At 67.5% G+C, this 25562-nt stretch carries 24 protein-coding genes; 16 read left to right on the forward strand and 8 right to left on the reverse strand.

Annotated elements, in window-relative coordinates; genetic code table 11:
• Positions 1-900 precede the first annotated feature (900 nt).
• On the forward strand, positions 901-1080 hold the full coding sequence (locus ACR9FL_RS02660) for a hypothetical protein (RefSeq protein WP_436357007.1): 180 nt from the start codon (positions 901-903) through the stop codon (positions 1078-1080).
• A 317-nt stretch (positions 1081-1397) separates the two neighbouring features.
• Here the strand turns inward: ACR9FL_RS02660 and ACR9FL_RS02665 are convergent, their stop codons facing one another.
• From ACR9FL_RS02665 to ACR9FL_RS02675, 3 genes are all read right to left on the reverse strand, one after another.
• Complete coding sequence (locus tag ACR9FL_RS02665) at positions 1398-1667, reverse strand: hypothetical protein (RefSeq protein WP_436357008.1); 270 nt, start codon at positions 1665-1667, stop codon at positions 1398-1400.
• Positions 1668-1859: 192 nt separating this feature from the next.
• The gene (locus ACR9FL_RS02670; RefSeq protein ID WP_436357010.1) at positions 1860-2060 is read right to left on the reverse strand and encodes a hypothetical protein; all 201 of its coding nucleotides are present in this window, start codon (positions 2058-2060) and stop codon (positions 1860-1862) included.
• A gap of 191 nt (positions 2061-2251) precedes the next feature.
• Positions 2252-2428 carry a DUF1328 domain-containing protein gene (locus ACR9FL_RS02675; RefSeq protein WP_105562042.1) on the reverse strand — a complete coding sequence of 59 codons (177 nt, stop codon included), beginning with the start codon at positions 2426-2428 and terminating at the stop codon, positions 2252-2254.
• 345 nt (positions 2429-2773) lie between these two features.
• On the opposite strand from ACR9FL_RS02675, the gene ACR9FL_RS02680 reads away from it, so the two are divergent.
• From ACR9FL_RS02680 to ACR9FL_RS02690, 3 genes are all read left to right on the forward strand, one after another.
• Positions 2774-4156: a recombinase family protein gene (locus ACR9FL_RS02680; protein ID WP_436357011.1), complete on the forward strand. Its 1383-nt coding sequence runs from the start codon at positions 2774-2776 to the stop codon at positions 4154-4156.
• Between the two features lie 23 nt (positions 4157-4179).
• Positions 4180-5595 carry a recombinase family protein gene (locus ACR9FL_RS02685; protein ID WP_436357012.1) on the forward strand — a complete coding sequence of 472 codons (1416 nt, stop codon included), beginning with the start codon at positions 4180-4182 and terminating at the stop codon, positions 5593-5595.
• A gap of 522 nt (positions 5596-6117) precedes the next feature.
• On the forward strand, positions 6118-8079 hold the full coding sequence (locus ACR9FL_RS02690; protein ID WP_436357015.1) for a ParB N-terminal domain-containing protein: 1962 nt from the start codon (positions 6118-6120) through the stop codon (positions 8077-8079).
• A 141-nt stretch (positions 8080-8220) separates the two neighbouring features.
• On the opposite strand, the gene ACR9FL_RS02695 is transcribed toward ACR9FL_RS02690, so the two are convergent.
• The 3 genes from ACR9FL_RS02695 to ACR9FL_RS02705 all read right to left on the reverse strand — a co-directional run bounded on the left by ACR9FL_RS02695 (position 8221) and on the right by ACR9FL_RS02705 (position 12894).
• Positions 8221-8505, reverse strand: coding sequence for a hypothetical protein (locus tag ACR9FL_RS02695; protein WP_436357016.1), 285 nt, complete (start codon positions 8503-8505; stop codon positions 8221-8223).
• 732 nt (positions 8506-9237) lie between these two features.
• Positions 9238-9603 carry a hypothetical protein gene (locus ACR9FL_RS02700; protein ID WP_436357017.1) on the reverse strand — a complete coding sequence of 122 codons (366 nt, stop codon included), beginning with the start codon at positions 9601-9603 and terminating at the stop codon, positions 9238-9240.
• Positions 9604-9648: 45 nt separating this feature from the next.
• Positions 9649-12894: an error-prone DNA polymerase gene (locus ACR9FL_RS02705; protein ID WP_436357018.1), complete on the reverse strand. Its 3246-nt coding sequence runs from the start codon at positions 12892-12894 to the stop codon at positions 9649-9651.
• A gap of 116 nt (positions 12895-13010) precedes the next feature.
• Here ACR9FL_RS02705 and xth point away from each other — a divergent pair, with 116 nt between their 5' ends.
• Together xth and ACR9FL_RS02715 are read left to right on the forward strand one after the other, a co-directional pair.
• On the forward strand, positions 13011-13811 hold the full coding sequence (gene xth / locus ACR9FL_RS02710) for an exodeoxyribonuclease III (protein ID WP_436357019.1): 801 nt from the start codon (positions 13011-13013) through the stop codon (positions 13809-13811).
• 48 nt (positions 13812-13859) lie between these two features.
• Positions 13860-14336 carry a DUF3833 family protein gene (locus tag ACR9FL_RS02715; RefSeq protein WP_436357020.1) on the forward strand — a complete coding sequence of 159 codons (477 nt, stop codon included), beginning with the start codon at positions 13860-13862 and terminating at the stop codon, positions 14334-14336.
• 5 nt (positions 14337-14341) lie between these two features.
• On the opposite strand, the gene ACR9FL_RS02720 is transcribed toward ACR9FL_RS02715, so the two are convergent.
• Both ACR9FL_RS02720 and ACR9FL_RS02725 read right to left on the reverse strand, forming a co-directional pair.
• Positions 14342-15862, reverse strand: a complete 1521-nt coding sequence (locus ACR9FL_RS02720) for a Y-family DNA polymerase (protein ID WP_436357021.1) — start codon at positions 15860-15862, stop codon at positions 14342-14344.
• Positions 15777-16535 carry an ImuA family protein gene (locus ACR9FL_RS02725; RefSeq protein WP_436357022.1) on the reverse strand — a complete coding sequence of 253 codons (759 nt, stop codon included), beginning with the start codon at positions 16533-16535 and terminating at the stop codon, positions 15777-15779. Before ACR9FL_RS02725 ends, ACR9FL_RS02720 begins: the two co-directional genes overlap by 86 nt.
• A 197-nt stretch (positions 16536-16732) precedes the next feature.
• Between ACR9FL_RS02725 and ACR9FL_RS02730 the strand changes: the two genes are divergently transcribed.
• From ACR9FL_RS02730 to ACR9FL_RS02775, 10 genes are all read left to right on the forward strand, one after another.
• The gene (locus ACR9FL_RS02730) at positions 16733-17296 is read left to right on the forward strand and encodes an SOS response-associated peptidase family protein (protein WP_436357023.1); all 564 of its coding nucleotides are present in this window, start codon (positions 16733-16735) and stop codon (positions 17294-17296) included.
• Between the two features lie 40 nt (positions 17297-17336).
• The gene (locus tag ACR9FL_RS02735) at positions 17337-17609 is read left to right on the forward strand and encodes a hypothetical protein (protein WP_436357024.1); all 273 of its coding nucleotides are present in this window, start codon (positions 17337-17339) and stop codon (positions 17607-17609) included.
• Between the two features lie 661 nt (positions 17610-18270).
• Positions 18271-18567 carry a DUF736 domain-containing protein gene (locus tag ACR9FL_RS02740; protein ID WP_436357025.1) on the forward strand — a complete coding sequence of 99 codons (297 nt, stop codon included), beginning with the start codon at positions 18271-18273 and terminating at the stop codon, positions 18565-18567.
• 65 nt (positions 18568-18632) lie between these two features.
• A complete protein-coding gene (locus ACR9FL_RS02745; protein ID WP_436357027.1) occupies positions 18633-19517 on the forward strand; it encodes an ArdC family protein in 885 nt (294 codons plus the stop codon).
• A gap of 136 nt (positions 19518-19653) precedes the next feature.
• The gene (locus tag ACR9FL_RS02750) at positions 19654-19917 is read left to right on the forward strand and encodes a helix-turn-helix transcriptional regulator (protein ID WP_436357028.1); all 264 of its coding nucleotides are present in this window, start codon (positions 19654-19656) and stop codon (positions 19915-19917) included.
• Positions 19914-20471 (forward strand): DUF2840 domain-containing protein, encoded by a 558-nt coding sequence (locus ACR9FL_RS02755; protein WP_436357029.1) that lies wholly within the window; start codon positions 19914-19916, stop codon positions 20469-20471. The genes ACR9FL_RS02750 and ACR9FL_RS02755 overlap by 4 nt, the downstream gene beginning before the upstream one ends.
• Positions 20468-20980: a S26 family signal peptidase gene (locus ACR9FL_RS02760; RefSeq protein WP_436357030.1), complete on the forward strand. Its 513-nt coding sequence runs from the start codon at positions 20468-20470 to the stop codon at positions 20978-20980. Before ACR9FL_RS02755 ends, ACR9FL_RS02760 begins: the two co-directional genes overlap by 4 nt.
• Positions 20977-21651: a lytic transglycosylase domain-containing protein gene (locus ACR9FL_RS02765; RefSeq protein ID WP_436357031.1), complete on the forward strand. Its 675-nt coding sequence runs from the start codon at positions 20977-20979 to the stop codon at positions 21649-21651. Before ACR9FL_RS02760 ends, ACR9FL_RS02765 begins: the two co-directional genes overlap by 4 nt.
• A 184-nt stretch (positions 21652-21835) precedes the next feature.
• Positions 21836-23545 (forward strand): DUF3363 domain-containing protein, encoded by a 1710-nt coding sequence (locus tag ACR9FL_RS02770; protein WP_436357033.1) that lies wholly within the window; start codon positions 21836-21838, stop codon positions 23543-23545.
• A 37-nt stretch (positions 23546-23582) separates the two neighbouring features.
• A complete protein-coding gene (locus tag ACR9FL_RS02775; RefSeq protein ID WP_436357034.1) occupies positions 23583-25559 on the forward strand; it encodes a conjugal transfer protein TraG in 1977 nt (658 codons plus the stop codon).
• Positions 25560-25562: the final 3 nt, after the last annotated feature.

Here is a 25562-nt window from a genome sequence, read left to right on the forward strand (position 1 = left end):
TGCTTCCGCGCTAGCCTGTCAGAAAGTATGCTCCCCCCAAGTCATGGGGCCGCGGACAACCATCCCATTGGGAAGCTCCCACAAGACCGTACCATACTCCCGAGCCCAAAACCCTCGATCGCTCATAGGTGCCGAGGGAGGATTATTTGCTGCGAACTGCTCCAATTCTTGAACTGCTGATGCAGCAGCAGCATCGCGGTTCCATTCACGTCGCATTTGGGGTGCCATGCAGGGATTGAACGCCCCCGGTTCATGCTCGCCCCTCTCGACCACCCAAGCTGGCCAAACCAGATCGCCAAGCGCCGGAAACGGGTCCGGCACGCCTGCTGGCCGCCTCTGACCTCTCACCACCACATCATCAACTACGTGCACGTCGGTCATCGCCGCCCACCCATAATTGCTTCTGAAAGGAAGCTATCGTGAACCCTACCGATCGACAACCGCTGTAACTTGAACGCTCAGCCCTGCTCCCCCGCCTTGCTATTTTGGAGTCACACCTCCCCAAGCCAATGTCCGCAATGGGTCGAAAGCGGACGTTCGCATTCCACCTTCGTCAGGCCTACGCCGCCCAAGTGACCGGCGTGCAGTAGTTCTCACTATCGTCCACGGCGGCGCACCGCCGCCGTTGCTACGAAATGGTTCGCTCATGTTCGACTTGGGCGCCTGCCAGCTCAGCCAGCTCGCGCAACATGGCTTACGTATCGCGCCCGGCCCAGCCGTTTTCGGCTAGGCCGAAGGCGCGCTGAAGCAGGCGCACGAAGTCGTGTCGCTCATGATGCTCGTGGGGAGGTCTTCGGTTCAGATTGTGAGAGGGTGGAGCGGCGGCGCTTGGCCGGCGTGAGGGGACATGTCGCCCCGCTTCAGTCTGGTGTATATATGCCGTCTTCTTGGGGAGAAGCCTTGGACCCGTCGAACTTCCTGGATCCGCTGGACGCGCTGCGCCTTCAGGCGCGGGCGAACCCAAGCCTTCGCCAATGCGAGCAATGGCGCATCGAACTTTCAGCCGCGATCGCCGCGGCCCGCGCCTGCGGCGTCAGGTCATTCGTCCTGGCTGACTACGAAGCCCTCTTGCTCGAATGACGGCCCGGCGACGCCGCCAGATCCTGCTCACCTTGATCGGCCCTTTGGGCGTGACAGTCCTGTTGTGAACACAGGGACCCTGGCTGGTTTTGGCCGGTTCCCTCGTCGCACTTCCGGCAGGAAATGCAGGTCGGCCCGGTGTCGCGCTCAGCCAAACCCCGCGCAACACCGGGCCGCCTTTTACCGCTGAAGTTTGCGGCCTGGGAAAGGGGTCCGTCTTCGGAACGCTTCTCCCGACCCTCCACGGCGGCCAAGGCCGGAGGTTTCCTTGCTACTGTCCTCGACCTTGACCCCTAACCGCATCGAGAACGCCGGGATCAGGAGGGGACCTGCTGCCCCTTGCCGCGCTGCTGTTCCTGAGGATCCCCTTCCGGAACGGCGTCGGCCTGTATCTTCGTCAGATTTCCGTTTTCGTCCGAAAGGAAGTCGGCGGCCCTCTTGTCGCCGCTCTGGCCCAGGGTGGTTTCGCGCGCCGCCTGTTTCTGGAGGCTGTCTTCGCCCTGGCCCAGACCACTCTCATCCACCTTGCCGGGCTGGGGACGGGTCGGATCGCGGTCGGGGTCGCGTCCGGATTCAGTTATGTCCATCTCCTCAGTCCGGGTTTGCAATGGGAGGGGTCATGGAGGGGCGACGGCCCTCATCCGGGTCTTCGCCCTCCGCTTTGGACGTCTCCCGTCTTGCTTGCGACCGAAGGCTGTCGTGTTCCTGAGGATCGTCGTTTGGGCCGGCATCGGCCCGCGTGCCCGCAACGGGTCGGGTATCGGTCATAAGGGCTCTCCTCAGCTTCCCGTACCAAATCCGTCCGGGCCGCCTGCGCCGGCAGCTCCTTCTCCCCCAGACGCGGGCGCCGGATCTTCCTTGCCTGGCTGGCGCTGGGTCTGCTCGCGCAGGTGTTCGCGCTGTTGCGGATTTTCATCCGGCTGGGGGGTGTTGGTCTCCGGATCCTGTTCGCGTTCCGGGTTCGGCTGAACGTCGGTCATGTCGTTTCTCCCTGAAGGTTGCAGAAAGTGAAGCGGCCATGGAAACGGGCGTTCCTACGGCGGCGGTTCACGATAAGTTTGGATGCGGGCCGGGAACCCCGGCCGGACGCGCCCTGACGCCGGGCCGCGGACATGAAAAAGGCCCCGGCGACGGGCCAGGGCCTCTTGGGCGGCGCGACTGAAGCAGGGCGTCAGATTCGCGGACCGCGTCCGCGCATGCCCCCGACGACCAGCGAAACCACGAACAGGATGACGGCGATGATGGCGATGAATTTGGCGATCTCGAACGACATGCCCGAGATGCCGCCGAAGCCGAGAACGGCCGCGACCAGGGCGACGATGAAGAAGATGATGGCCCAGCGAAGCATGGAGCGGTCCCTTTGAAGTTTGTTGACGGAGGTGATCTCGACGCCTCCACGCCGATCATTCGACTTCCGACCAACGCCCCCTGGTTTTGACCGTTCCGTCCCGGGGACAACCTTCTGCACACGCCTCGCGGCGCGGCGCAGCTGCGATGGCGAGACTGGGACATGGCGGAATGCAAAGGCCTATTCGTAATCATCGCCGCCGAGTGACAGGCGTCACGGAAATTCGTCTTCTGGAATGACGGCGGATGAGACAGGCTAGGCGCGTCCGCTGTGGCGCTGAGGTCTGCAGGCCGGGGTGTCCGCGCGCCTGGACGTCCCCTGTCCCCGAAGGATGGAGTGGCTCGAATGGAAGAACGCCCGACGCTGGAGTATTCGGCCCATGTCGACGACTGGGTGGTTCGGCGGATTCGGCCGGCGCGGATGGAGGCGAGCCCGGAGCCGGTTGATCGTCGGGCGGCGGCCTATCTCAGGGTCTCGACGGTGCGACAGCCCACTTCCCTGGCGCTTCAGCGAAGAGAGCTCGAGCGCTACGCCCGGAGCCAGGGCTGCGACATCGTCGCGGTTTACGAAGACGTCGGGAAGAGCGGCACGACCTTGGAGAAGCGGTCGGGCTTGAGCCGGCTTCTCTTCGACGTGGTCACGGGGAGGGCGAACTTCGCCCGTGTCCTGGTTCTCGACATCAGTCGATGGGGCCGCTTTCAGGACCCTGACGAGGCGGCTCACTACGAGTTCGTCTGCCGAAGTCACGGCGTCTCGGTAACCTATTGTCGCGATCTGGTGGCGATCGGCCCTCCGGGGCAACTCGCCAAGCAGGTCAAGCGCGTGATGGCGGCGGACTATGTCCGGCAGATTTCGGACAGGACACGCAGAGGGAAGCGGCGGGCTGCGGAGGCGGGGCGCGCTCCGGGGGCATGGCCCCGGTATCTGGTGGACCGGCAGATAATCGAAGCTGACGGTGCGATCGGACCCGTTCTGCAATGCGGCGAGTTTCGCTCTCATCCGCTTCAATCCCTGCGCCTTGTCCCTGCGACGGGAGAGCGGTCTCAGACTGTACGGCGCATTTTCCAGATGTTCGTCGAAGGCGGCAGGTCGATGGCGGAGATCGCATCGATCCTGTCCGACGAGGGGGTCTTGTGGACGGATGGATCGCGCTGGACGCGCAGGCGCATCGGCAGGATCCTTCGCGACCCGCTATCGAAAGGACTGCAACACTACGGCCGTTCCCGTACCGTATTGGGCGTCCGTGGCCCGGAGAAGGACAGGGGGCGCTGGGGAGAAGTCCGGATCTTCGAGGGGATCGTGTCGGAGGAGATGTTCGAGGCGGCTCAGGCGCGATTTCGAACGCTCGACGGCCGATACGGCCATACCCGGGAGGAACTGGTTTCCGGGCTGAGAGCGCTCCTGGATAAGGAGGGAAGGCTTTCCGCCGCCCTGATCGACGCCTGTCCCGAAATCCCGAGCGCGAGACGGTACATGTCGCGTTTCGGCACCCTGGCGGAGGCTGCGCGGTTGGCAGGCTATGTCAAGCCGCCCGTTTCGCGCGGCGCGGCGCCGGACGGAACGCCCCTCTCGCGGGCAGCCATTCTCGAGGGTCTGCGTCGACTGCATGGAGACAAGGGGAGGGTGAACGTCTCCCTGATTCAGGCGGATCGTCGGCTTCCATCGATCGGGCTGATCCGAAAGAGGTTCGGCACGGTCACAGCCGCCTGTCGCGCGGCGGGCCTGTGATGGAGGAAGAACCGCCTTTCGGCATGGATGATCTTCCCGCGCGGCTGAGACGCCATTTCGGGCGCGACGCCGACGGCGCCGTCGTCCTGTCTCCAGATCTCCCCCGTGCTGAGCGAAAGCCAGCGCTCGCGGCGCAATACCTGCGCATGTCGACAGACCACCAGCGCTACTCCCTGGGAAATCAGCGCGCCTATATCGCGAGCTTCGCGGAAAGCCGCGGGATCGAGATCGTCCGCACATACGAGGATGCGGGAAAAAGCGGCGTAAGCGTCGACAGACGCCCCGGCCTCCAGCGCCTCCTGTCGGAGGTTCTGTCAGGGAGGGCTCCGTTTTCGACCATCCTCGTCTTCGACGTCAGTCGGTGGGGCCGGTTTCAGGACGCCGATGAGGCCGCGCATTACGAATTCCTGTGCCGGGAGGCAGGGCTCTCCGTGATCTATTGCGCGGAGCTCTTCGCAGACGACAGCTTCGGCTCGGTCTTCAAGCAGCTCAAACGGGTCATGGCGGGAGAGTACAGCCGGGACCTGTCCGCCAAGGTTCGCGCCGGGCGCCGGGCGAAGGCGGCCCGAGGACGCGCCCTGGGCGGCGGCGCCGTGTACGGCTTTCGGCGGCAGGTGGTGAACGCGGACGGGAGCGCGGGACCCATCCTTCAGGACGGACAATGGAAGTCGCGCCCCGACCAGGAGGTCCGCTACATCTGGGGCCCGCCGGAAGAACTCGCAGTCATACAGCGAATTTTCGAGCTCTTCGTACATGAGGCCCGCAGTCAGGCAGGGATCGCGAGACTTCTCACACATGAAGGGGTGATGTGGCGTGACCGAACGCCCTGGAACGGTGATCGCATACAGAAGATACTCAGACGGGAGTTGGTTGTCGGCTTCCAGGCCTACGGGAAGTCCAGGGTCGAGCTGGGAAAGCGGACCTTTGCCGTCGATCGCTCGCAATGGACCTACGTCCGGGTTCTTGAACCCATTGTGGACGTGGACACCTTTGTCGCGGCCCAGGAGCGGATGGGCGCTCTGAAGCGAGGTCACGGCAAGACTGAAGAAGAAATGGTGCGCGAACTGGGTTGTCTTCTGGCGCGTCGGCGACCCACGCTTGAGGCGATAGCCCAGACTGAGAACATGGCCTCGCCCACGGTCTACCGCAGCCGCTTCGGCTCCATGAAAGCCGCCTATGAGCGCGTCGGCTTTCGCTACACGGGGTATCGTCGGGGGTTGAACCCGGACGGGACGCCGCTTGACCGCGAACAGACCATCGAGGCGCTGCGCGCTCTCCACAAGCAACATGGACGCATCTCGCTCAAGCTGATCAAGGCGTCGCCAGGGATTCCAGGCGATGGCCGGATCAGGAGTCTGTTCGGGTCCATAGCTGAAGCCTATGAGGCGGCAGGCCTCCCCGTGGGACCCCGCGTAGGACGACGTCGGCGGCTTGAGTGATCCGCAAACGGTTCTCGAAAGACGCTTCGCCCCGTCGCTTTGTGGACTGACGCGACCAGAGGCGATCACGCTCTGCCCGCCGCCCTGGCTGAACCACGACCCGCGAAACCAACTTAAGGAGGGTCCGAAGAGGCGAAGAGCGCTAAGGGCTCCGCCCTCGCGCGGGTCAGGGTAAAGCGGCTGCGCCGCCGGATCGGCCGGTCTCCCCAGCCTTCCGCGCCGCATCCTCTCCGAGCCATTTCGACACCTGTGAGCTTGTGCAGGCCGGGTGATCCCCCTCCGGCCGATCCGCCCTGGCCCTTGCTACCCCGGTCTCGCCGACGGGCAGGGTTTCAGGCGCGCCTTTCGCGTGCCTGCAACCCTTGCCCAAAGGAGGCAGACATGACTGCTCAATTCCCCCGAGCCCTCACTACAGCGGCGGCTGGCGCCGCCGCTGTAGGAAAGGATCAGGAGCCGGGACACGGCGCGGAGATCGTGGTTCCGCTCAACAGGCTAAAGGCGTCGCCGAGAAACGCCCGGAAGGTGAAACATTCCGAAGCGGCCATTGAGGCGCTGGCGGCCTCGATCAGGGCCAAGGGGGTGTTGCAGCCGCCCGTGGTCGAGATCGAGCGCGCGGCGGACGGCGCCGCGACCGGAAACTATCTCGTCACCATCGGGGAGGGGAGGCGGCAGGCTCTGCGGCTGTTGTCCAAGAGAAAGGCGATCAAGCGCACCCATCCGGTCAGGGTGACGGTGGATACCGAGAACGACGCCCACGAGATCAGCCTCGATGAAAACATCACCCGCGAAGCCATGCATCCCGCCGACCAGTTCGAAGCCTTCCGCAGGCTGGCGCAAGACAGGGGTTTCGGCCCGGAGGAGATCGGCGTGCGTTTCGGGGTCTCGGCCCATGTGGTGCGGCAGCGCCTGCGACTGGGCGCGGCGGCGCCGGAACTGATGGACGCCTATCGCGAGGGGACGATCACCCTCGACATTCTGACCGCCTTCTGCGTCAGCGAGGATCAGGACCGACAGCGTCAGGTGATGACGCAGATGGGACCCTATCCCTCCGTCTACGCCATTCGTCGCGCCATGACCGAGGCCAAGGTCCGCGCCGACGACCGGCGCGTCGGTTTCGTGGGGCTTGAGGCCTATGAGGCCGAGGGCGGCGCGGTGCTGCGCGACCTCTTCACCGACGACGGCGGCGGCTGGCTGGAAGACCCGATCCTGCTGGACCGGCTGGTCGCCGAGAAGCTGACGGGGCTGGCCGAGGACGCGCGCCAGCGCGAGGGCTGGAAATGGGCCGGGGTCTGCACCGAGTTTTCGGAGGCGGCGGACTTCGGGCGGGTCTATCCGGTGGCGGTGGTCCGGTCCGAGGCGGAGGTCGCGGAGATGGCGGCGCTTTCGGAGGAATACGACCGGCTCATTTCGGAGGCCGATGCGGTGGAGCTTCTGCCGCCCGAGATCGACGCCCGGCTCGAAGCCATCGACAAGGCCTTGCAGGCCTATGGACCGGACTATGACTACACACCTGAGGCCAGGGCGCGGTCCGGGGTCATGGTCATGCTGGGCCATGACGGTCTGGCCCGCTTCGAGCGCGGTCTGGTCCGGGCCGAGGACGCCGCCTCGGCGCCGCCCCCGCCCTGGGAGGAGGAGGCCGGGAAAGGCGAGGTCGAGAGCAGCGGCGGGCGCGGCGGTCCCGAGGACGACCGCCCAGGTTCCAGAACCGATGAGGCGGAACGCAACGAAGAACCGGCGCCCCTTTCAGAGCGCCTCTTGATGGACCTGACGGCCCACAAGACCATGGGCCTGAGGGATGCGGTTCAGGCCGATGTCGCCGCCGCCCTCGCGACGGTGGTCCACGCCATGGCCTTGCAGGTCTTCTATCCCGGCTACGGCGACTTCACGCCCCTGCAACTTCGCCTGTCGGTCGGAGGGCTGGAACGTCATGCGCCGGGGGTGGGGGACGGCCCTGCCGGGCGACGCGTGGCCGACCGCCTCGAGGCCTGGGGCGCGCGGCTGCCGGAGGGGGCCGCTGACCTGTGGGCGGTGATGGCGTCGATGGGCCGCTCCGACCTCCTCGACCTGCTCGCCTGCTGTGCGGGCGTCGGCCTTCTCGCCGTTCGCGATCCCCATGACCGCCGACCCGGGGCATGGGCCCAGGCCGAGAGGCTTGCGACGGCGGTCGGACTGGACATGACGAGGACATGGTCGGCCACCGCCGCCAGCTATTTCTCGCGCGTCTCCAAGGCGCGGGTGTTGGAGGCCGTGACGGAGGCGGTCGGCCCGGAAGAGGCTGGGCGGATCGTCGGCTTCAAGAAGGGCGACATGGCCGATGCGGCGGAGCGTCTGGTGGAGGGACGCCGCTGGCTGCCCGTAATCCTTCGCGTTTCGCCGCCCGCCGGGCCAGCGGCGGAAGTCGAAGCGACGGGGGCGGCCCGGATCGATACGACTGTCTCTGGCTTGGAGGAGAAGCAGGACGGCTGCGCCGTCGCAGCGGAATAACGCTAGGCCCGAGAAGGCCGCGCGCCGGACGGGCGCGCGGCCGACCGCCGGGCAGGTTGGAATCTCAGCGGCCTCAAGGCCACGGCCCGGCCCTGCCAACGCCGGGATCGAAAGCCGGTCCAAGGTGACGCGGCGGCGGTGCTAGTTGGCGGCCGGGACCGCAGACTGAGCCGCCTCGCCGACATTCTCTGCGGCGGCGCCGACGCTCTCGGCGGCCCCCGCGATAGCGTCCGATTCCACCCTTTCGCTCTGACTCATATTGAGCAGGAAGTAGGCGATGACGCCGACCACGAGCAGGCCGAGAATGAGAGCGACGACCGCGCCCATGCCGCCGCCCCTTCTCTCGGCGACGACGGGCGGGCCATCTGTTGTGGTGGTCCGTTCGACGGAACCGTCCGGGTGTTGAATAGTGCGTTCGGTAGGCATGCTTCTGTCTCCTCCGTGAAACTGTTCAAGCGGGGCAAGTCGTGGCGAGTTCCTTACAGTCCGGCCGCCGAGGATCATGATTGGCGGCCCGACAACCGGTGAAAGCCGACGGAACGGGCCTGGCGCCGATGGACGGTTGCGGCGTCGCTCCTCGCCGAGGCGACCTCCCGGCATTCGCTCCAGGTGATCTGAGCGTGACTATCGAAAGTCCGTCTTGGCCGACCGCCGCCTCAGGTGTGTCGGGAACCGAACATAAAGGGCGGGGTTGGTTCAGCACCCCATGAACCAAACCCCTTATTCGGAGGCTCCCGTGCCGAGGGATCCGACAAACCCGCTACTTGAGAAGGTCGATGCCTTCCTGACAGAGGCCCTGGCGGAGCGTAACCCAGGCGCCCGCGCGAGGCTGTTGGGCAAGGCCGTTTACTGGAACGAGATTCAGGCCAAGGCTGAAGGACGGCCCTGCCGCAATCGCCCCTGAGCTCGCCCCATTCTAGCAGCGGCCGCCTGCCGCCCGGCGCTGTGCTTGTCGGTTTGGAGAAGGGCGGCTTTCATCCGGGACCGTCCTTGACGTCGATATCCTTGGTCAGGCCTGAAAGCGCCCTGCCGAAAAGGCTCCCGTGCGTCCATGCAGGGTGAGCCGCCGGCGGGCCGAGACTCCTGACCGTGTTTCCGCCAACCCCCGCCCGGCGGCGGAGCCCCGGATGTTCGACCGCACCGCGATCGCGCACCCCGTCAGGCGGCCTGATCCAGGTCGTGCGGCAGGGCCAGACCATCCCGGGGAAAGCCGAGCGCCGGATTGCTGAGCACCTTGATGAAGCGCTCGCCTTGATAGAGACAGATGGTGTCGAAGCCGATCCAGAGGGCTTCGACCGCATCCAGGGCCTTGATCGCAGAAGCATCGTCTGCGGCGTCCAGAACGCAAATCTCCCGCGCCGGGACCCCGGGCATGTTAACGATGCAGAAGTATGAATTCACGCCACTTTCCTCGAACTGGCGCATCAAACGAAACAGGGCCTCCGCGGTTCCGCGCGATTTGTCTGATCTCTTATTTTTCGCTGCGCGGAACGTCGGCTGTTCGACGGGAAGGGCGAGCGGCATCGGATAGGGTCGGGCCTTCCCTCTATCTCGCTCCGATCATCTCGGTCACCTTGGCCGCGACTTCACCTTGAGGGCGTCGAGGGAAAGGTCGGGTATGTAGATGTCCCGGGGCTTGGGCCTGCGCGCATCCGGGGCGCCGCCGCGATGGACTTCGTCGCCCCGTCCATGGGGCAGGGGGAAGGCATCGCCGCGATCGCCGACAGAGGCCAGGAGGTCGGAACCGTCGTAAAGCCTGGTGGCCACGATGTGGACCACCTCTCCCTCCTTCTGGACCTTGCCGTCGACGATCAGCAGGCTGGAGGCGAGGACGATCCGCCTCTGTTCTTCATAAAGGCTGGGCCAGATCACTAGGTTGGCGAGGCCGGTCTCGTCCTCGATGGTGATGAACATCACCCCCTTGGCGCTGCCCGGCTTCTGACGGACCAGGACCAGGCCTGCGACGCGGGTCTGGCGCCGGTCCCGCATGGCCGTGCCGTCCGCGCAGGTCATGACGTGACTTCGCTCCAGGTCGTGGCGGAGGAAGGTCAGAGGGTGGTCCCGCAAGGTCAGACCGATATGGCTGTAATCCTCCACCACATCCCGGCCCGGCGTCATGGCGCGAAGCGCGGGGGCCGGCTCGGGGACCTCGGGTCGATGGATCTGATCTCTTTCATCGGCGGAGGCGAACAGGGGCAGGGGATCGTCGCGAAGGGCCTTCAACGCCCACAGGGCCTCGCGGCGCTCAAGGGCGAGCGACGGCCGAAAGGCGTCGGCTTCGGCCAGTTTCACCAGGCTCGAGACCGGGACGCCGGCGCGACGCCAGAGGTCGTCAGGCGAGGTGAAGGCGCGATCGTCCCGCGCGGCGACGAGCCGGGCGGCCTCGCCATTGGAGAGGCCTCGGACCATCCGCATGCCGAGCCGGACGGCGAAGCCTTCGCGGGTCGGCTCCAGGCTGCAATCCCAGCGGCTGGCGTTGACGCAGACCGGTCGGACCTCCACCCCGTGCTCGCGCGCGTCGCGGACGATCTGGGCCGGGGCGTAAAAGCCCATGGGCTGGGCGTTGAGCAGGGCGGCGCAGAAGACGTCCGGGTGATGGCATTTGAGCCAGGAGGAGGCGTAGGCGATCAGGGCGAAGGAGGCCGCATGGCTTTCCGGGAAGCCATAGGAGCCGAAGCCCTCCAGCTGGCTGAAGGTCTTGTCGGCGAAGTCGAGGGCGTAGCCGCGCTCGACCATGCCCCTGATCAGCTTGTCCTTGAAGTGGCTGACCCCGCCGGTGAATTTGAAGGTGGCCATGGCGCGCCGCAGCTGGTCGGCCTCCGAGGCGGTGAAGCCGGCGCATTCGATGGCGACCCGCATGGCCTGTTCCTGAAACAGGGGAACGCCCAGGGTCTTGCCCAGGACCTTCTCGAGTTCGGGCCTGGGATAGACGACCGGTTCCCGGCCTTCGCGGCGTCGGAGGTAGGGGTGCACCATATCGCCCTGGATCGGACCGGGACGAACGATGGCGACCTCGATGACCAGGTCGTAGAAGGTTCGCGGCTTGATGCGCGGAAGCATGGCCATCTGGGCCCGGCTCTCGATCTGGAAGACCCCCAGGGTGTCCGCCTTGCGGATCATGGCATAGGTCCCGGGGTCCTCGGCCGGGATGGTCGCCAGGTCGAGATTGATCCCCTTGTGCTCGGCCAGAAGGTCGAAGCCCCGCTTCATGCAGCTCAGCATCCCCAGCGCCAGGACATCGACCTTCATGAATTTCAGGGCGTCGATGTCGTCCTTGTCCCATTCGATGACCTGACGGTCCTTCATCGCCGCCGGTTCGATCGGAACCAGGTCGTCCAGGCGGTCGTGAGTCAGGACGAAGCCGCCCGGATGCTGGCTCAGGTGACGGGGGAAGCCGATCAGCTGGCGCGACAGATCGAGGGCGAGACGCAGCCGCCGGTCCTGCAGGTTGAGGTTGAGCTCCTCGGCGTGCCGGTCCTCCAACCCCTCGCTCGAATAACTCCACACCTGGGAGGACAGGGACCTGATCAGGTCTTCGCTAAGGCCGAGCGCCTTGCCGACGTCGCGCAGGGCGCCGCGTGACCGGTAGCGGATCACGGTCGAGCAGAGGGCGGCGTGGTTACGGCCATAGGTGTCGAAGATCCACTGCATGACGATCTCTCGCCGCTCGTGCTCGAAGTCGATATCGATGTCCGGCGGCTCCTTGCGCTCCTGACTGATGAAGCGCTCGAACAGCAGGTCATTGCGATCCGGGTCGATGGAGGTGACGCCCAGGACAAAGCAGACGGCGGAGTTGGCGGCGGACCCCCGTCCCTGACACAGGATCTCCCGGCTTCGCGCGAAGCGGACAATGGAATGAACGGTCAGGAAGTAGGGCGCATAGCCCAGGTCGGCGATCAGCCGGAGCTCATGCTCCAGGATCTTGCGGACCTTGTCCGGCACGCCCTCCGGGTAGCGGCCCGCCGCCCCTTCCCATGTCAGATGCTCCAGGGCCTGTTGCGGCGTCATGCCGGGCAGGCCCGCCTCATGGGGATACTGATAGGCCAGTTCGTCCAGGGAAAAGCGGCAGCGATCGGCGATCTCGAGGCTTCTGGCCAGGGCTTCGGGGTAGCGAGGAAACAGCCGGTGCATCTCCCGCGCCGGTTTCAGATACCGGTCCGCGGATCGCTCGCGACGGAACCCGAGGCTGTCGATCGTGCAGCCTTCCCGGATGCAGGTGAGCACGTCCTGGAGGATGCGCCGGTCCGGATGATGAAACAGGACGTCATTGGTGACGACTGTCTTCACTCCGGCCTCCGCCGCCATCATCGACAGCTCATGCAGCCGCATCTGGTCCCGGGGACGGCGTTGCAAGGTCAGGGCGATATGGGCCTCCGCCCCGAAGACGGCGCGCAGCCGTTCAAGTCGGCGCCGCGTGACGCCGTCCGCGCGATCGGGGACCAGGATGGCGACCAGGCCCTCGGCATAGGACTCCACATCCTCCCAGCCCAGAAGACACCGGGCCTTGCCGCCGCGTCGCTTGCCCAGGGACAGCAGGCGGCAGAGGCGGGCATAGGCCGGTCGATCCCTGGGGTAGACGAGGATGGCGCTTCCATCGGTCAGCTCCAGTCGGCAGCCGACGATGAGCCGGACCCCGGCGGCCCTGGCGGCCTCATGAGCCCGGACCATGCCGGCCAGGCTGTTGCGATCGGTGACGGCCAGGGCCTCGACGCCATAGACCGCCGCCTGACGGAACAGCTCTTCACAGGCGCTGGCGCCGCGAAGGAAGGAGAAGTGCGAGGCGCATTGGAGCTCGACATAGCGGGGGCCGGTCATATCCGATCGCTCCGAGCCTGCGGCAGGTCGGCCGATCTCGCTGCGGCGCGGCGAGGGGCGCGTACGGCGCCCCATCCCCTTGCAACATCCGCCGGCCGGGGGCGTTGGCCACAGGCATGCGGATCGCGACCTATAATGTGAACGGCGTCCGGGGACGGCTCGAGGTCCTGCTGCGCTGGCTCGCCCTGCGCCAGCCGGACATCGTCTGTCTGCAGGAGCTCAAGGCTCCGCAGGAAGCCTTTCCGGTCGCCGCCCTGGAGGCGGCGGGCTATGGCGCCGTCTGGCAGGGGCAGAAGAGCTGGAACGGGGTGGCCATTCTCTCGCGGGGCGACACCCCGGTCGAGATCCGACGCGGCCTCGCCGGGGAGGCCGATGATCTGCAGAGCCGCTATATAGAGGCGGCGGTGAAGGGGGTGATCGTAGGCTGCCTCTACCTGCCCAACGGCAACCCCGCGCCCGGTCCCAGATACGACTACAAGCTGCGCTGGTTTGAACGATTTGCAGCGCGGGCCCAGGCCTTGATGGACAGCGACGCGCCCGTGGTCCTGGCCGGCGACTATAATGTCATGCCGACCGATCTGGACGTTTACGCCCCCGAACGCTGGCGCGACGACGCCCTGTTCAGGATCGAGGTGCGCGAGGCCTACGCCCGCCTGCTCGATCAGGGCTGGTGCGACGCCTTGCGCGCCCTGCATCCGGACGAGGTCGTCTACACCTTCTGGGACTATCTGCGGAACCGGTTCGCCCGCAACAGCGGCCTGCGTATCGACCACCTCCTGCTGAGCCCGGCGCTTCAGCCTCGTCTGCGCCGCGCCGAGGTCGATCGGGAGGTGCGCGGCTGGGAGAAGACGAGCGATCATGCGCCCGTCTGGATCGAGGTCGCCGACCAGACTGTTCGGTCCAGGTCGAAACCCTGACGCTTCTGCGGGGTTGGTCAGGACGCCTCCTTCTTGCGGAACCTCCTGATGAACATCTCCGACTTCACGGGCACGACCCCCGAATACCGCCCCGAGACCTTCCTCAGCGCCCGGCTCGAGGGCTGGGGCGTGCTGGAGCGCGTGACCGGCGGTCTGCAGCAGCGCTTCACCGTGGCGGCGCGCGGCCATTACGACGGGAGCGAACTGGTCTTCACCGAGACCTGGACCTTCTACGACGGTCATGTCGACACGCTGAACTGGCGCATCCGCCCCCTCGGCGACGGTCGCTACAGCGGGCGCGAGGATCGTCTGAACGGCGAAGCCGAAGGGGACCAGGCCGGCTGCGCCTTCCATTGGCGCTACAGTCGCGACGTCCCTCAGAAGGACGGGACCTCGACCAGATTGAATTTCGACGACTGGTTCTATCGCATCGACGAAACCGCGGTGATGGTGAAGGGCGTCGCGGGACGCCTGGGTCTGCCGTTCGCCACCGCTCATGTCCTCTATCGTCGCCTGGAGTGCTGAAGGGTTCATCCGAACTTTCCGTGGATGAACCAGGTCTGGGGACCGGTCCGGCCGTCCTCGCCGTCGCCCGCGCGGAACAGCCAGAACCGGTCGCCTCCGTCGTCCTCGACCTGGAAATAGTCGCGCACGGCCCACATCTCGGCGTCGTTGCGGCCCCATTCCCCATGGATGCGTTCAGGGCCGTCCGCCCGGCGGATGCGGCGGCGGACGCCGCGCCATGTGAACCAGGCCGGCGGATTGTCCGGGAGCAGGGCCAGGGTCTCGACCGGTTCAGGGGTGCGGAACAACCGGATCGGGCGGGGCCAGTCCGTGCGCCAGCTGGACGCCTCGCTCCCGCCGAGCGGCGCGGCGCGGCGCACCGAGCGTTCGGGAACGTCGCTCTCGACCGGCGCCATGCTGTAGAGGCGGCGCGCGCCGACGCGGTTGGCCAGGACATCGACCAGACCCGAGACGTCAGGGCTGTCGCCGTCGCTCAGGCCGGAGGAGCCCGGGCGCCAGTCGAGAGGCAGGGTGAGGGAGGCTGTGAGCGTCATGCGCTCGATGCCGAAACCCGGGGCTATGGTCCCTATCTTGTCTCGCAGCAGGCGTGACAGCCGATCCCGGTCACGGATCGGCCGGGCCAGACCCACCCGCACCGCCTCGACGCGATGATCGACCCTGTGGCACAGCCAGTCGAGCCGGCGAGCGCCCAGACCGGACCGCTCGAGTTGGAGACAGAGGTCGTCGACCATCAGCCCGACCTGACGTGAGAGGGTTTCAGCCGCCCCGACGGGTTCGGCGAAGCTGCGCTCGGCGCGCGGCTGCTCCGCTTCGATCACGGGAATGATCGGCTCGAAGACCCGGCCCAGGGCCTGGTCGAGCCGCAGCCCCGCCTCGGGTCCGAACCTCAGGGTCAGGGGGCCGCGGGGCTGCCGCTCCAGGTCCAGAACGGTCTCGAAGCCCATGCGTCGCAGCCCGTCGACCAGGTCCGAATCCAGACGCAGGCAGGCCAGGGGCAGGGGACCGAGCCTTCGACCGACCTGGCCTTCGGCCACGACAGCGGGTCCGGAGGAAAAGCGGGCGACCGCCCAGGCCGCCCCGTAGGTGGGCGCGATCACGCCCCGGGCCTGAATCCCGGCCGCCGCCAGTCGCGCCTCCATGTCAGAGATGAGCTCGGCCTCGCCGCCCTTGAGGTGGGCCGCGCCCGTGGCGTCGATCGCCAGGCCGTCAGATCCGTCGGCGGCGCAGACCGGGGCGTAATGGCGAAGCGCCCAGCAGGCGAGGCGTTCAAGCGCCTCGGCGTCGCCCAAGAGGTCGGCGTCGAAGGACGCCAGTCCCGGCGCGAGCGCATGGGCCTGGGTCGCCGCCATGCCGGACCGCAGGCCCAAGGCTCGCGCGGCGGGGTTGCAGGCGGTGAGAAGGCGTCGTCGCCGATCCCGTCCGATCAGGACGATGGGCGCCTCAGGCGGCGGTGCGGCGTCGCCCAGCCGCCGGCGCAACCGATCTATGGGCCAGTTCGGCAGGTAGAGAGAGACGACCCTTTTCATCACAGGCTTCCAGAGAGAAATCGGCGCAGCCGCCTGAACGGCAGCGGAGCAGTTCCACGAACCAGCGCGGCCGACCGACGCCGGGCGCCGGCAGGGGAGAGGAGGGTTGGGGCGTGATCCGCCAGCGGGTCGCAGCCGCCGTGGGCTGGCCGAAATCCGCCGCCTCGGCGGCCCGTCGCCATCGGCGAACGGCCAGACCTGTCACTCCCGAGGCTTCGGCGGCGAGTTGCAGACGCCGGGACGCAGTCATTGACAGCCTGGCCGTCTCGGCGACCACGGCGGCGAGACCCCGGTGCCGCAGTCCCTCCTCGAAACAGGACAACAGGCTCGTCTCGTCTGCGGCCTCGAGGCAGATCAGCCGTCCCGGGTCGAGACCCGCCTGTCTAAGGGCCGGGGCGAAGAGGTCGGCCCGGGTGACGCACCACAGGACCGGACCTGGCAGGCGGGCCGCAATCCCCGCAGCGAAAAGGGCCGCTGCCGCGCCGTCGACCGCCCCGTCACCGCCGCCGGCCACCTCGTGGAGGGCCCCCAGGATCAGTCCGCCCTGGGGCAGGGCGGCGTCGAGAGGGGCGACTCCGAAAGGCAGGACGCCGGAGGACCGGCGATCCCCGGTTTCAAGATGCTGGATCCGGGCGCGCAGTTCGGCGAGCTCGGCTGCAGGCCGGGTTGACATGAGGGCCTCCTTTCCGAGGTCTGAAGTTCCTGTTTTGTTCTGGTTCTCATTTTGATCCGGAGTCAACGGTCCCTTGCGGCGCCGCTTTACGAATCCCTGTGGGTGCTTTTGCGGCCCTCCCGCCTTGCCGCGCGGAACGGGTCGTCAAAACCGGGCGAAAGGAAGCCGACCGGCGTCTGGGGCGTTGGGACGGGACCATGTGCAACAACTACCGCCTGCATGTTCCCGCCAACCAATTGACGGCGCCCTTCACTGATATGGGCCGGACGCTCGCCATGCCCGAGGGTTTGCCGAACCTTGAGCCGACCGACTACCGGATCGGCGATCGCGCACCCGTCGTCCTCGCCGGGGAGAGCGGCCTGCGACTGGTCACGGCGCCATGGGCCTGGAAAGGGCCGACCGGAAAGCCGGTCTTCAACTTCCGGTCCGAGGGCCGGTCCTTCGCTGGATCGACCCGCTGCCTGATCCCTGCTGACGGCTTCTACGAATTCACCGAGCCGAGGGTGGCGGGGAAGAAAACCAAGTGGTGTTTCACCCTGATCGACCAGCCGTGGTTCTGGATCGCCGGGGTGATGAAGGACGGCGCCTTCGCCATGCTGACGACGGAGCCCGGCCCGGACGTAGCCCATTATCACGATCGTCAGATCGTCGTCCTGCCGCCAGGCGGCGGCTTGCGCTGGCTCGACCTCTCCGCGCCGGAGGATCTGATCCTCAGATCAGGTCCCGCGGGCTCGCTCTTAGTCGAGCGGGTTTATCCCTAGACCAAAGAGGAGGCGGCCCGACTCAGGCTAAGCGCCAGTCATGACCCCCGATCAACTGACCGCCGCTCTCGACGCCATGCAGCAGGCCGCCGATGACGACGCCCAACTCATGCCTGGATTGATCGCCGTAAACAGCGCGGAATGGTGCGACAGCCTCTATGCGGTTGAGCATGTCGCCAGGACTCTGGACGAGGGGATCCGGCACCGGGGGATCAAGATCGTGGTCTCATCCCTGTTCGAGACCAAGGTCCTGACCCGCGCCGAAGCCGCTGATCGCGGCGAGCCCTACTATGACCTGACTTCTGGGGGCTAACCCTCGGCGGCCGGCCGGGAAGGTTCAGAAGCGACTGCGTCATCGCTTGCGAACATGCACGCAGGCTCACTTGCTGACGGCCTTGAAGGCGCGCCTTAGGGGGATGGCGGCGGCGCCCCCGGGCGACGCCGCCCAGGTCTGACCCACGCCCTATTTGGGGCGGCTCGGCCCTATTCGCATCCCGTCGACCCTCCGCCAGGAAGCAGGCGTGCCGCGAAGTCCGAGCGGGCGTCCGTTGATCTGGTTTTCGTCAGGCCCGGCCTTCAGCATCCGCCCGCGCTCCAGTGATAGCGACCTCGGCCGAGCGCCTCTTCTCATCATGGCCCATTCGGAAGATCCCCTCCCGGGGAACGGATCGAGGGCGACCGTGCGCGCCTTGGACAGTTGGTGTCCCTCGACAGCCAGTCTTCCGCTATTCGCGCCATCCGGCGCGGCCTCTCAATGAGGCGGATCTGACCGGGACCGGTCGGCTGGCGCAACCGTCGGACCGACTTTCTTCCCCGGCCTGCGGCCTTCCTCGCGAAACAAGAAAGTGGGTTCCTCCAGTCCTCCGCTGCGCTGCGGGGTCTCGCTGCGCTCGCCCTGCGCGCCTCCCGATCCCGGTCTTCCGATCGCCATCGAGGCCGCGACAGGCGTGGCCCGAAGCAAAGGAGAGACTGACATGGCCGCCATTGGAACCTTCATCGCCCAGGGCGACGGCTACACCGGTTCGATCAAGACCCTGACCCTCAACGTGAAGTCGGCGACCTTCCGTCCGAACGAGAAGAGCGACGACAAGGCCCCGGACTATCGGATTTTCGCCGGGACCACGGAGTTCGGCGCGGCCTGGAAAAAGACCAGCCAGCAGAACCGCGAATACCTCTCGGTCAAGCTGGACGATCCGAGCTTCCCGGCGCCGATCTACGCCTCCCTGGTCGAGAGCGACGAGGGGCACAGCCTGATCTGGTCGCGCAGCTGAGAGCCCGGCGGCGGCGTCAGGGGCGCCGCCGCCACCCCCTTCAGACCCTTTTTAAGGAGGCCGCCATGTCGCGTCCCGCCGCTTCCGTTCGCCCCGACCCCCATGCCGAAATCACCGCCCTCATCCTCGCCGACCTCGAGACCGGCGTCCGGCCCTGGAGCCGTCCGTGGACCGCCCAGGGCGCGGTCTCCCGCCCTTTGCGTCATGACGGAGAGCCCTATCACGGGGTCAACGTCCTGACCCTCTGGGTCCGCGCCGCCCGCTGCGGATACGCCCGCCCCGTCTGGATGACCTTTCGTCAGGCCCTTGCCCTCGGCGGTGCGGTTCGAAAAGGCGAAAAGGGCGCCCCTGTCGTCTACGCCGCGCCCGTGGCGACGGATGATGACAGCGACGATCCGCCGGAGGCGCGGCGCGGGGGGCGTTTCCTCAAGCGCTACATCGTCTTCAACCTGGACCAGATCGAGGGGCTGGATGATCGATATCCGCCCCTCCGCCGCCCCGACGCCGCGGGCCGGATCGACCATGCGGAGCGCTACTTCGCCGCGACCGGCGCCGATATCCGGGTGGGCGGGGACACCGCCTGCTACCGTCCGGACGCTGACGCCGTGCACATGCCGGCCTTCGACGCCTTCCAGGAGCGGGAAGCCTACTACGCGGTCCTGGCCCATGAACTGGTTCACTGGACGGGTCATTCCTCCCGTCTGGACCGCGATCTCACCTGCGGCCGCTTCGGCGACGAGGCCTATGCCCGCGAGGAACTGGTGGCCGAACTGGGCGCCGCCTTCGTCTGCGCGGACCTCGGCCTGACCCTCGAACCCCGCCCCGACCACGCCGCCTATATCGCCTCCTGGCTGCGCGTCCTGCGCAATGACACCCGCTTCATTGTCGCCGCCGCCGCCCATGCGGAACGCGCCGCCAGGTTCCTGGCCGAAAGGCAGCCGCCGCCCTGATGCAGACGGGCGTGATGACGCGCGGGCATCGCCTGATGCCCGCGCGCCGACTGCCGCAAGCGCCGGTTTGGCGAAATCCTTGGCCTGTCCCGCCGCCGATATTCGACGGCGTTCCAGCCCTGCAAGGATTGCCGTGATGCACGACGCCCAGACCCCCATGCCGCCGCGCTACCTCCGGACAGCCGAGGCCGCGCGGCATCTCGGCCTGTCCGGACGAACGCTCGAGAAGCACCGCTGCTACGGCACCGGTCCCCTCTATCGGAAGATCGGCGGACGGGTCGTCTATGCCGTCGGCGATCTTCAGGCCTGGGCGGATCGCGGGGTCAAATCCTCCACCACGGACCCGGGCCACGACAGGATCTCGCCAGCGCGCCGCCCGGATGGGGGGGCGGGGCGATGACCGGCCGGGACGAGGAGGGCGCTCCGCCGCCGCCCTATCTGGCCTATCATCGCGAACCCGTGGTGATGGCGGGCCCGTCGTCGCATTCTACTGAGCCACTGACCTGGGTAGAACTTGTCTTCGATCCGGGACATACAGAACGCTGGATCCGCTTCGGTCAGGCGGTCGACCAGCGCATCGTCTCGCGCCGGAACCGTTTCGTCGCCTTCCGCCCCGGAGCCGTCTTCGCCTACGTCCGCTGGGCCGCCAACGCCTACGGCACGGTGGTGTCGCGCCTCGACATCCTCCAGGCGGCCGATCCGACCCGCGACCGTATCGCCATTTCCGGCGTGGTTCCCGGCGCCGTCAGCCTGCTTCGCCTGAGCGGCTGGCCGCGCGTTCGTCGCGCCCTGGACCTGATTGACGTCGTCGAGAGCGGCGGCTTCGAACCGGGCGAGGTCGCGCCCGACTACTGGCGTCATGTCCACGCCCGGATGGCGGTCAGCCTGCCGCCCCTGGCCTATACCGCCGAGCGCCACCGGGCCTTTCGTCTGCGCCAGCAGGTCTCGTCATGAGGCTGGTCGTGCTGGGATGGGCCGGTCTGGCGCTTTTCGCGCTCGCGCTGGGCCCGGTCGCAGCCCGCGCGCCGCGCTTGATCTGGAACGCTTCCGCGAGCCTTCCGGTCGGTCTCTATCGGCTCGAACCGACGCGCGCGGCCGCCGCAGGCGACCTTGTCGCCTATCGACCTAGGCCGGAATGGTCGCGAGCCTTCGCCGCGCGCGGCTATCTGCCGGACGGCGTCCCGCTCCTGAAGCCGATCGCGGCGGCCGCGCCTTCCGTGGTCTGTCGCGAGGGGCTTCGGATCACCATTGACGGCGCTACGGTCGCCATGGCGCTGGAAAAGGACCGCGCCGGACGCCCGCTGCCGCGCTGGAGCGGCTGCATCACTCTGGGTCCGCAGGCCGTCTTCCTGCTCGCGCCTGACGTGCCGGACGCGCTGGACAGCCGCTATTTCGGTCCGGTCGATCGCAGGAATCTGATCGGCCGTATCCTGCCGATCCGCATCCGGGACAATCGCCGATGAGCGTCCTGTTCGTCTCCGGAAGGCGCGGGATGTCGCTGGCCCTGGCGCTCGCCGCAACAGCCTTTCCATGCGTTTCGGTCGCGCTTCCGCCGGCTTCTGACCCGCGCGAGCACCCCCGCGCCCGATGCGCGATCGATGATCTGATCACGGAGGCGGCGCGTCGTTTCGGCCTGCCGCCTCACTGGATCCGCGCCGTCATGAAGCAGGAGAGCGGCTTCAATCCCCGTGCTACATCGCGCGCGGGCGCCATGGGTCTGATGCAGGTCATGCCCGCCACCTATGCGGAGCTGCGGCGACGGCACGGCCTCGGCGCGGACCCTTACGACCCCCGCGACAACATCATGGCCGGCGCCGCCTATCTGCGCGAACTGCACGACCGGTTCGGCCTTGAGGGCATGTTGCCGGCTTATAACGCGGGGCCGCGACGCTACCTGCAGCATCGGGACCAGGGCCGCCCCCTGCCTCTGGAAACCCGCGACTATGTCGCCAGGATCGGGCTTTCGGACGGGGCGGCGGCGTCGCCTGTCCGCCGCGGGATCGTGGCGGTCGCTCCAGTCGATCCGCACCGGGCGCCGCTCTTCCCGGACATGCCGCAGTCTTCCGGTTCCGGGGTTCCCGAGTTGTTCGCCGTGGTGGCGCCTGCCGCCGGCACAGATCCAGTTTCGCCGTGATGAGCCTTCTTGGAGACGTGAAGAAGGGAGGGCGAGATAAAAGCCGCAAGGCGCGGCGGGGTCGGGGGAGGTGTTTTGCCTGCTATATCAGAGGTTTGCAGCAAGGTTTAAATCAACGCCGAGCCTTGTCTGATCGGCTATGTCACGGGAAAGGCGCACATTTTTGCGCCTTGTTCGACCTGCCATGACCGGCGACGACGATATCCGGGTTCGCCCGGGACGCATCCGCGGGGCAGCAGGGCCTAGGGTCGATACGGCGCTGCGCCAGGTCATCGTCGCTGTCGCCCGTGCCGGCGGTCCTTCGCGCGGACCGCGCGCCGGCAAGGGAGGGGGCTCAGGCGCAAGCACCTTCGGACGGGGACGGGCCGCCGTGGTGCGCAGCCTCCACGCGGGGACGTCGGGCAGACGGGTCGTCGTCAAGGCGCGGGTGGCGCGCCGAAGCGTCGGAGGGCTCGCCGCGCACTTAGGCTATCTCCAGCGCGACGGCGTGACCCGGGACGGCGAAGCAGGGCGGCTCTTCGACGCCCGGAGCGACGAGGCGGACGCCTCTGCCTTCGCGGCGCGGGCGAAGGACGACCGACATCATTTTCGCTTCATCGTCTCGCCGGAGGACGCGGCTGAACTGGCCGACCTTCGCGCCTATACCCGCGATCTCATGGCCGACGTCCAGAGGGATCTCGGCGCGCCGCTCGACTGGGTCGCGGTCGATCACTGGAACACCGCCCATCCTCATATCCATATCGTCCTGCGGGGAAGGCTGGATGACGGCGCCGACCTTGTGATCAGCCGGGACTATATCAGCCGGGGCTTTCGCGCGCGCGCCGAGGCCCTGGCGGAGCTTGAACTGGGGCCGCCAAGTCCGCGTGAACGCGCGGCCGCCCTGATGCGGGACGCCGAGGTCCAGGGCCGGACCCGGCTCGATCACGCGCTCGAGCGCCTGGCCGACGGCGAAGGTCATGTCGATCTGAGCCCGGGGAAGTCGATCGGCGATCCGGTCGCCGCCCGGACCCTGACTCATCGGCTCAGGGTCCTCGAGGGTCTCGGCCTGGCGGATGCGGCAGGCCCCGGCCGATGGCGGCTCGAGAAAGGGATCAGGGAGCGGCTGAGCGCGATCGCCCGCGAGGCTGAAACGGCCGCTCGCCTGGCGGCGGCGGTGGAGGCGCGCGGGCTCATCCGCGCCCCGGAACAGTGGGCGACCTCGACCTTGTCCGACGTCGTCGTCGGACGGGTCCTGGCCCGGGGACAAGACGATGAACTCCGCGGCACGGGTTTCGCGGTCATCGACGGGCTGGACGGTCGGGTTCATCACATCACCCTGGCGGACGCAGGCGCGCCCGATCCCAGGGTAGACGCCATCGTGCGCGCCAGCCCGCCGACGCGCGGGGCTAATCCGATGACGGTGACGCTGTCCGATCTCGGCCTGACCGGCCAGATCACAGCCCGGGGCGCGACCTGGCTGGATCGTAGAGCGCTGGACCCCAACCCCTTGCCCGAGGTCGGCGGATTTGCAGACGAGGTCGCGGGCGCCCGCCAGGCGCGCATTGACCATCTGGCGGCCGAGGGTCTGGCCGAACGGCTCGGCGCCGGCGTGCGGTTCGCGCCCGGCCTGCTGGAAATCCTGAAGGCGCGAGAGATGGCGGCTGTCGCGGAGCAGGTCGGGGATGAGACCAGTCTCATTTTCCGGCCGACAGCCGAGGGCGACGAGGTCTCGGGCGTCTACCGCAAACGTCTGGACCTGGCCTCGGGACGATTCGTCATGATCGACGACGGGGCGAGCTTCACTCTCGTACCGTGGCGGCCTCCGCTCGAACGAAATCTCGGCCGGTCGGTCAGCGGTTTCGCGGGCGCCCGGGGCGAGATCGAATGGCGCGCGCCGCGCGCCCTCGGCCGCTAGGCCTAACCCCATGACCTCAACCTCGACAGGAGGGAGCATGTCCGCCGGAAAAATCCTCTGGGGCCAGATCAGCCTCGTCTTCGGCCTCATCCTCGGCGGCGTCTGGGGCGCGACCCAATGGACCGCCTGGCGTCTGGCCTATCAGCCTGCGCTCGGCGCGCCCTGGTTCGAGCTCATGGGACATTCGATCTACGCCCCGCCGAGCCTCTTCTTCTGGTGGTTCGTCTACGAGGCCTATGCGCCGCGCCTCTTCCTGGAGGGCGGCGCGATCGCGGCGAGTTCTGCGCTTGTCGCCATCGGAGTCTCCATCGCCATGGCGGTCTGGCGGTCGCGGGAGGCGGCGTCGGCGACGACCTACGGCACCGCGCGATGGGGCGACGTCCGGGACGCCCGCGCCGCCGGGTTGATGGGTGAGGACGGCGTGCTTCTGGGCGAAATGGACGGCAGGTATCTGCGCCACGACGGACCCGAGCATGTGCTGTGCTTCGCCCCGACCCGCTCGGGCAAGGGGGTCGGTCTGGTTGTGCCGACCCTCCTGACCTGGGGCGGCTCGGCCCTCGTCCACGACATCAAGGGCGAGAATTGGTCCCTGACCGCCGGATGGCGCGCCCGCTTCGGGCCCGTCCTGATGTTCGATCCGACAGATGCGAGGAGCGCCGCCTACAATCCCCTGATGGAGGTGCGGCCAGGGCCGCTTGAGGTGCGCGACGTCCAGAACATCGCCGACATTCTCGTCGATCCTGAGGGGGCGCTCGAACGTCGGAACCATTGGGAGAAGACCAGCCACGCCCTTCTGGTCGGGGCCATCCTCCATGTCCTGCACGCCGAGCCCGACAAGACCCTGGCCGGGGTGGCGTCCTTCCTGTCGGATCCGGAACGGCCGATTGAAGCCACCCTTCGGCGCATGATGACCACGCCCCATTGCGACGGACGGCCCCATCCGGTGATTGCGGCGGCCGCCCGCGAACTGCTGAACAAGAGCGAGAACGAGCGATCGGGCGTGCTCTCCACCGCGATGAGTTTCCTTGGCCTCTATCGCGATCCGATCGTCGCGGCGGTGACCGGACGGTGCGAATGGCGCATCGCCGACCTGGTCGACGGTGAACGGCCCGTCTCCCTCTACCTGGTGGTGCCGCCCTCGGACATCAGCCGCACCAAGCCATTGATCCGCCTGATCCTGAACCAGATCGGCCGACGCCTGACCGAGGACCTCCAGGCGCGGGCAGGGCGACGCCGCCTTCTCATGCTGCTCGACGAGTTCCCGGCGCTCGGTCGTCTCGACTTCTTCGAAACCGCCCTGGCCTTCATGGCGGGCTATGGGCTGAAGGCCTTCCTGATCGCCCAGAGCCTCAACCAGATCGAGAAGGCCTACGGGCCCAACAACGCCATCCTCGACAACTGCCACGTCCGGGTCGCCTTCGCGACCAATGACGAGCGCACGGCCAAGCGGATATCCGAGACCCTTGGAACGGCGACCGAGTTGAGGGCGATGCGGAACTACGCCGGCCATCGGCTGTCGCCTTGGCTGGGTCATCTCATGGTGTCGCGCCAGGAGACGGCCCGCCCCCTCCTGACCCCGGGCGAGGTGATGCAACTGCCTTCGACGGACGCCCTGGTGCTCGCTTCGGGATGCGCGCCGCTGCGCGTGAAGAAAGCCCGCTACTATGCGGACCGTCAGCTCAAGGCGCGCGTGCTTCCGCCCCCGGCGTCGCGCGGCGCGATTTCGGGCGGAGCCGATTTGACCTGGCCGACCGCCGCGGCTCCAGCCGCTGCAGAGCGACCGGAGCCGGCGGCGGCCGATGACGGCGGCCTGAGACGGGAACAGGATCCTGACCCGCCGGACGTCCTGGCGCCGGCGCCCGTCGTCGACGACCCTTCGTGCGAGCCGCTCGGTCCCGACCCCGACCCCGACGACGACGAGGGCGTCGCGGTTCCTTCGGACGACCTCGAGGCCCGAATGCGGCGCGTGGCGCGCCGGGCGGCGCTCGATCCTGATGACGGCATCGCCCTCTAGGGC

It is taken from the genome of Brevundimonas sp. CEF1 (assembly GCF_051353055.1).
Lineage (GTDB): Bacteria > Pseudomonadota > Alphaproteobacteria > Caulobacterales > Caulobacteraceae > Brevundimonas.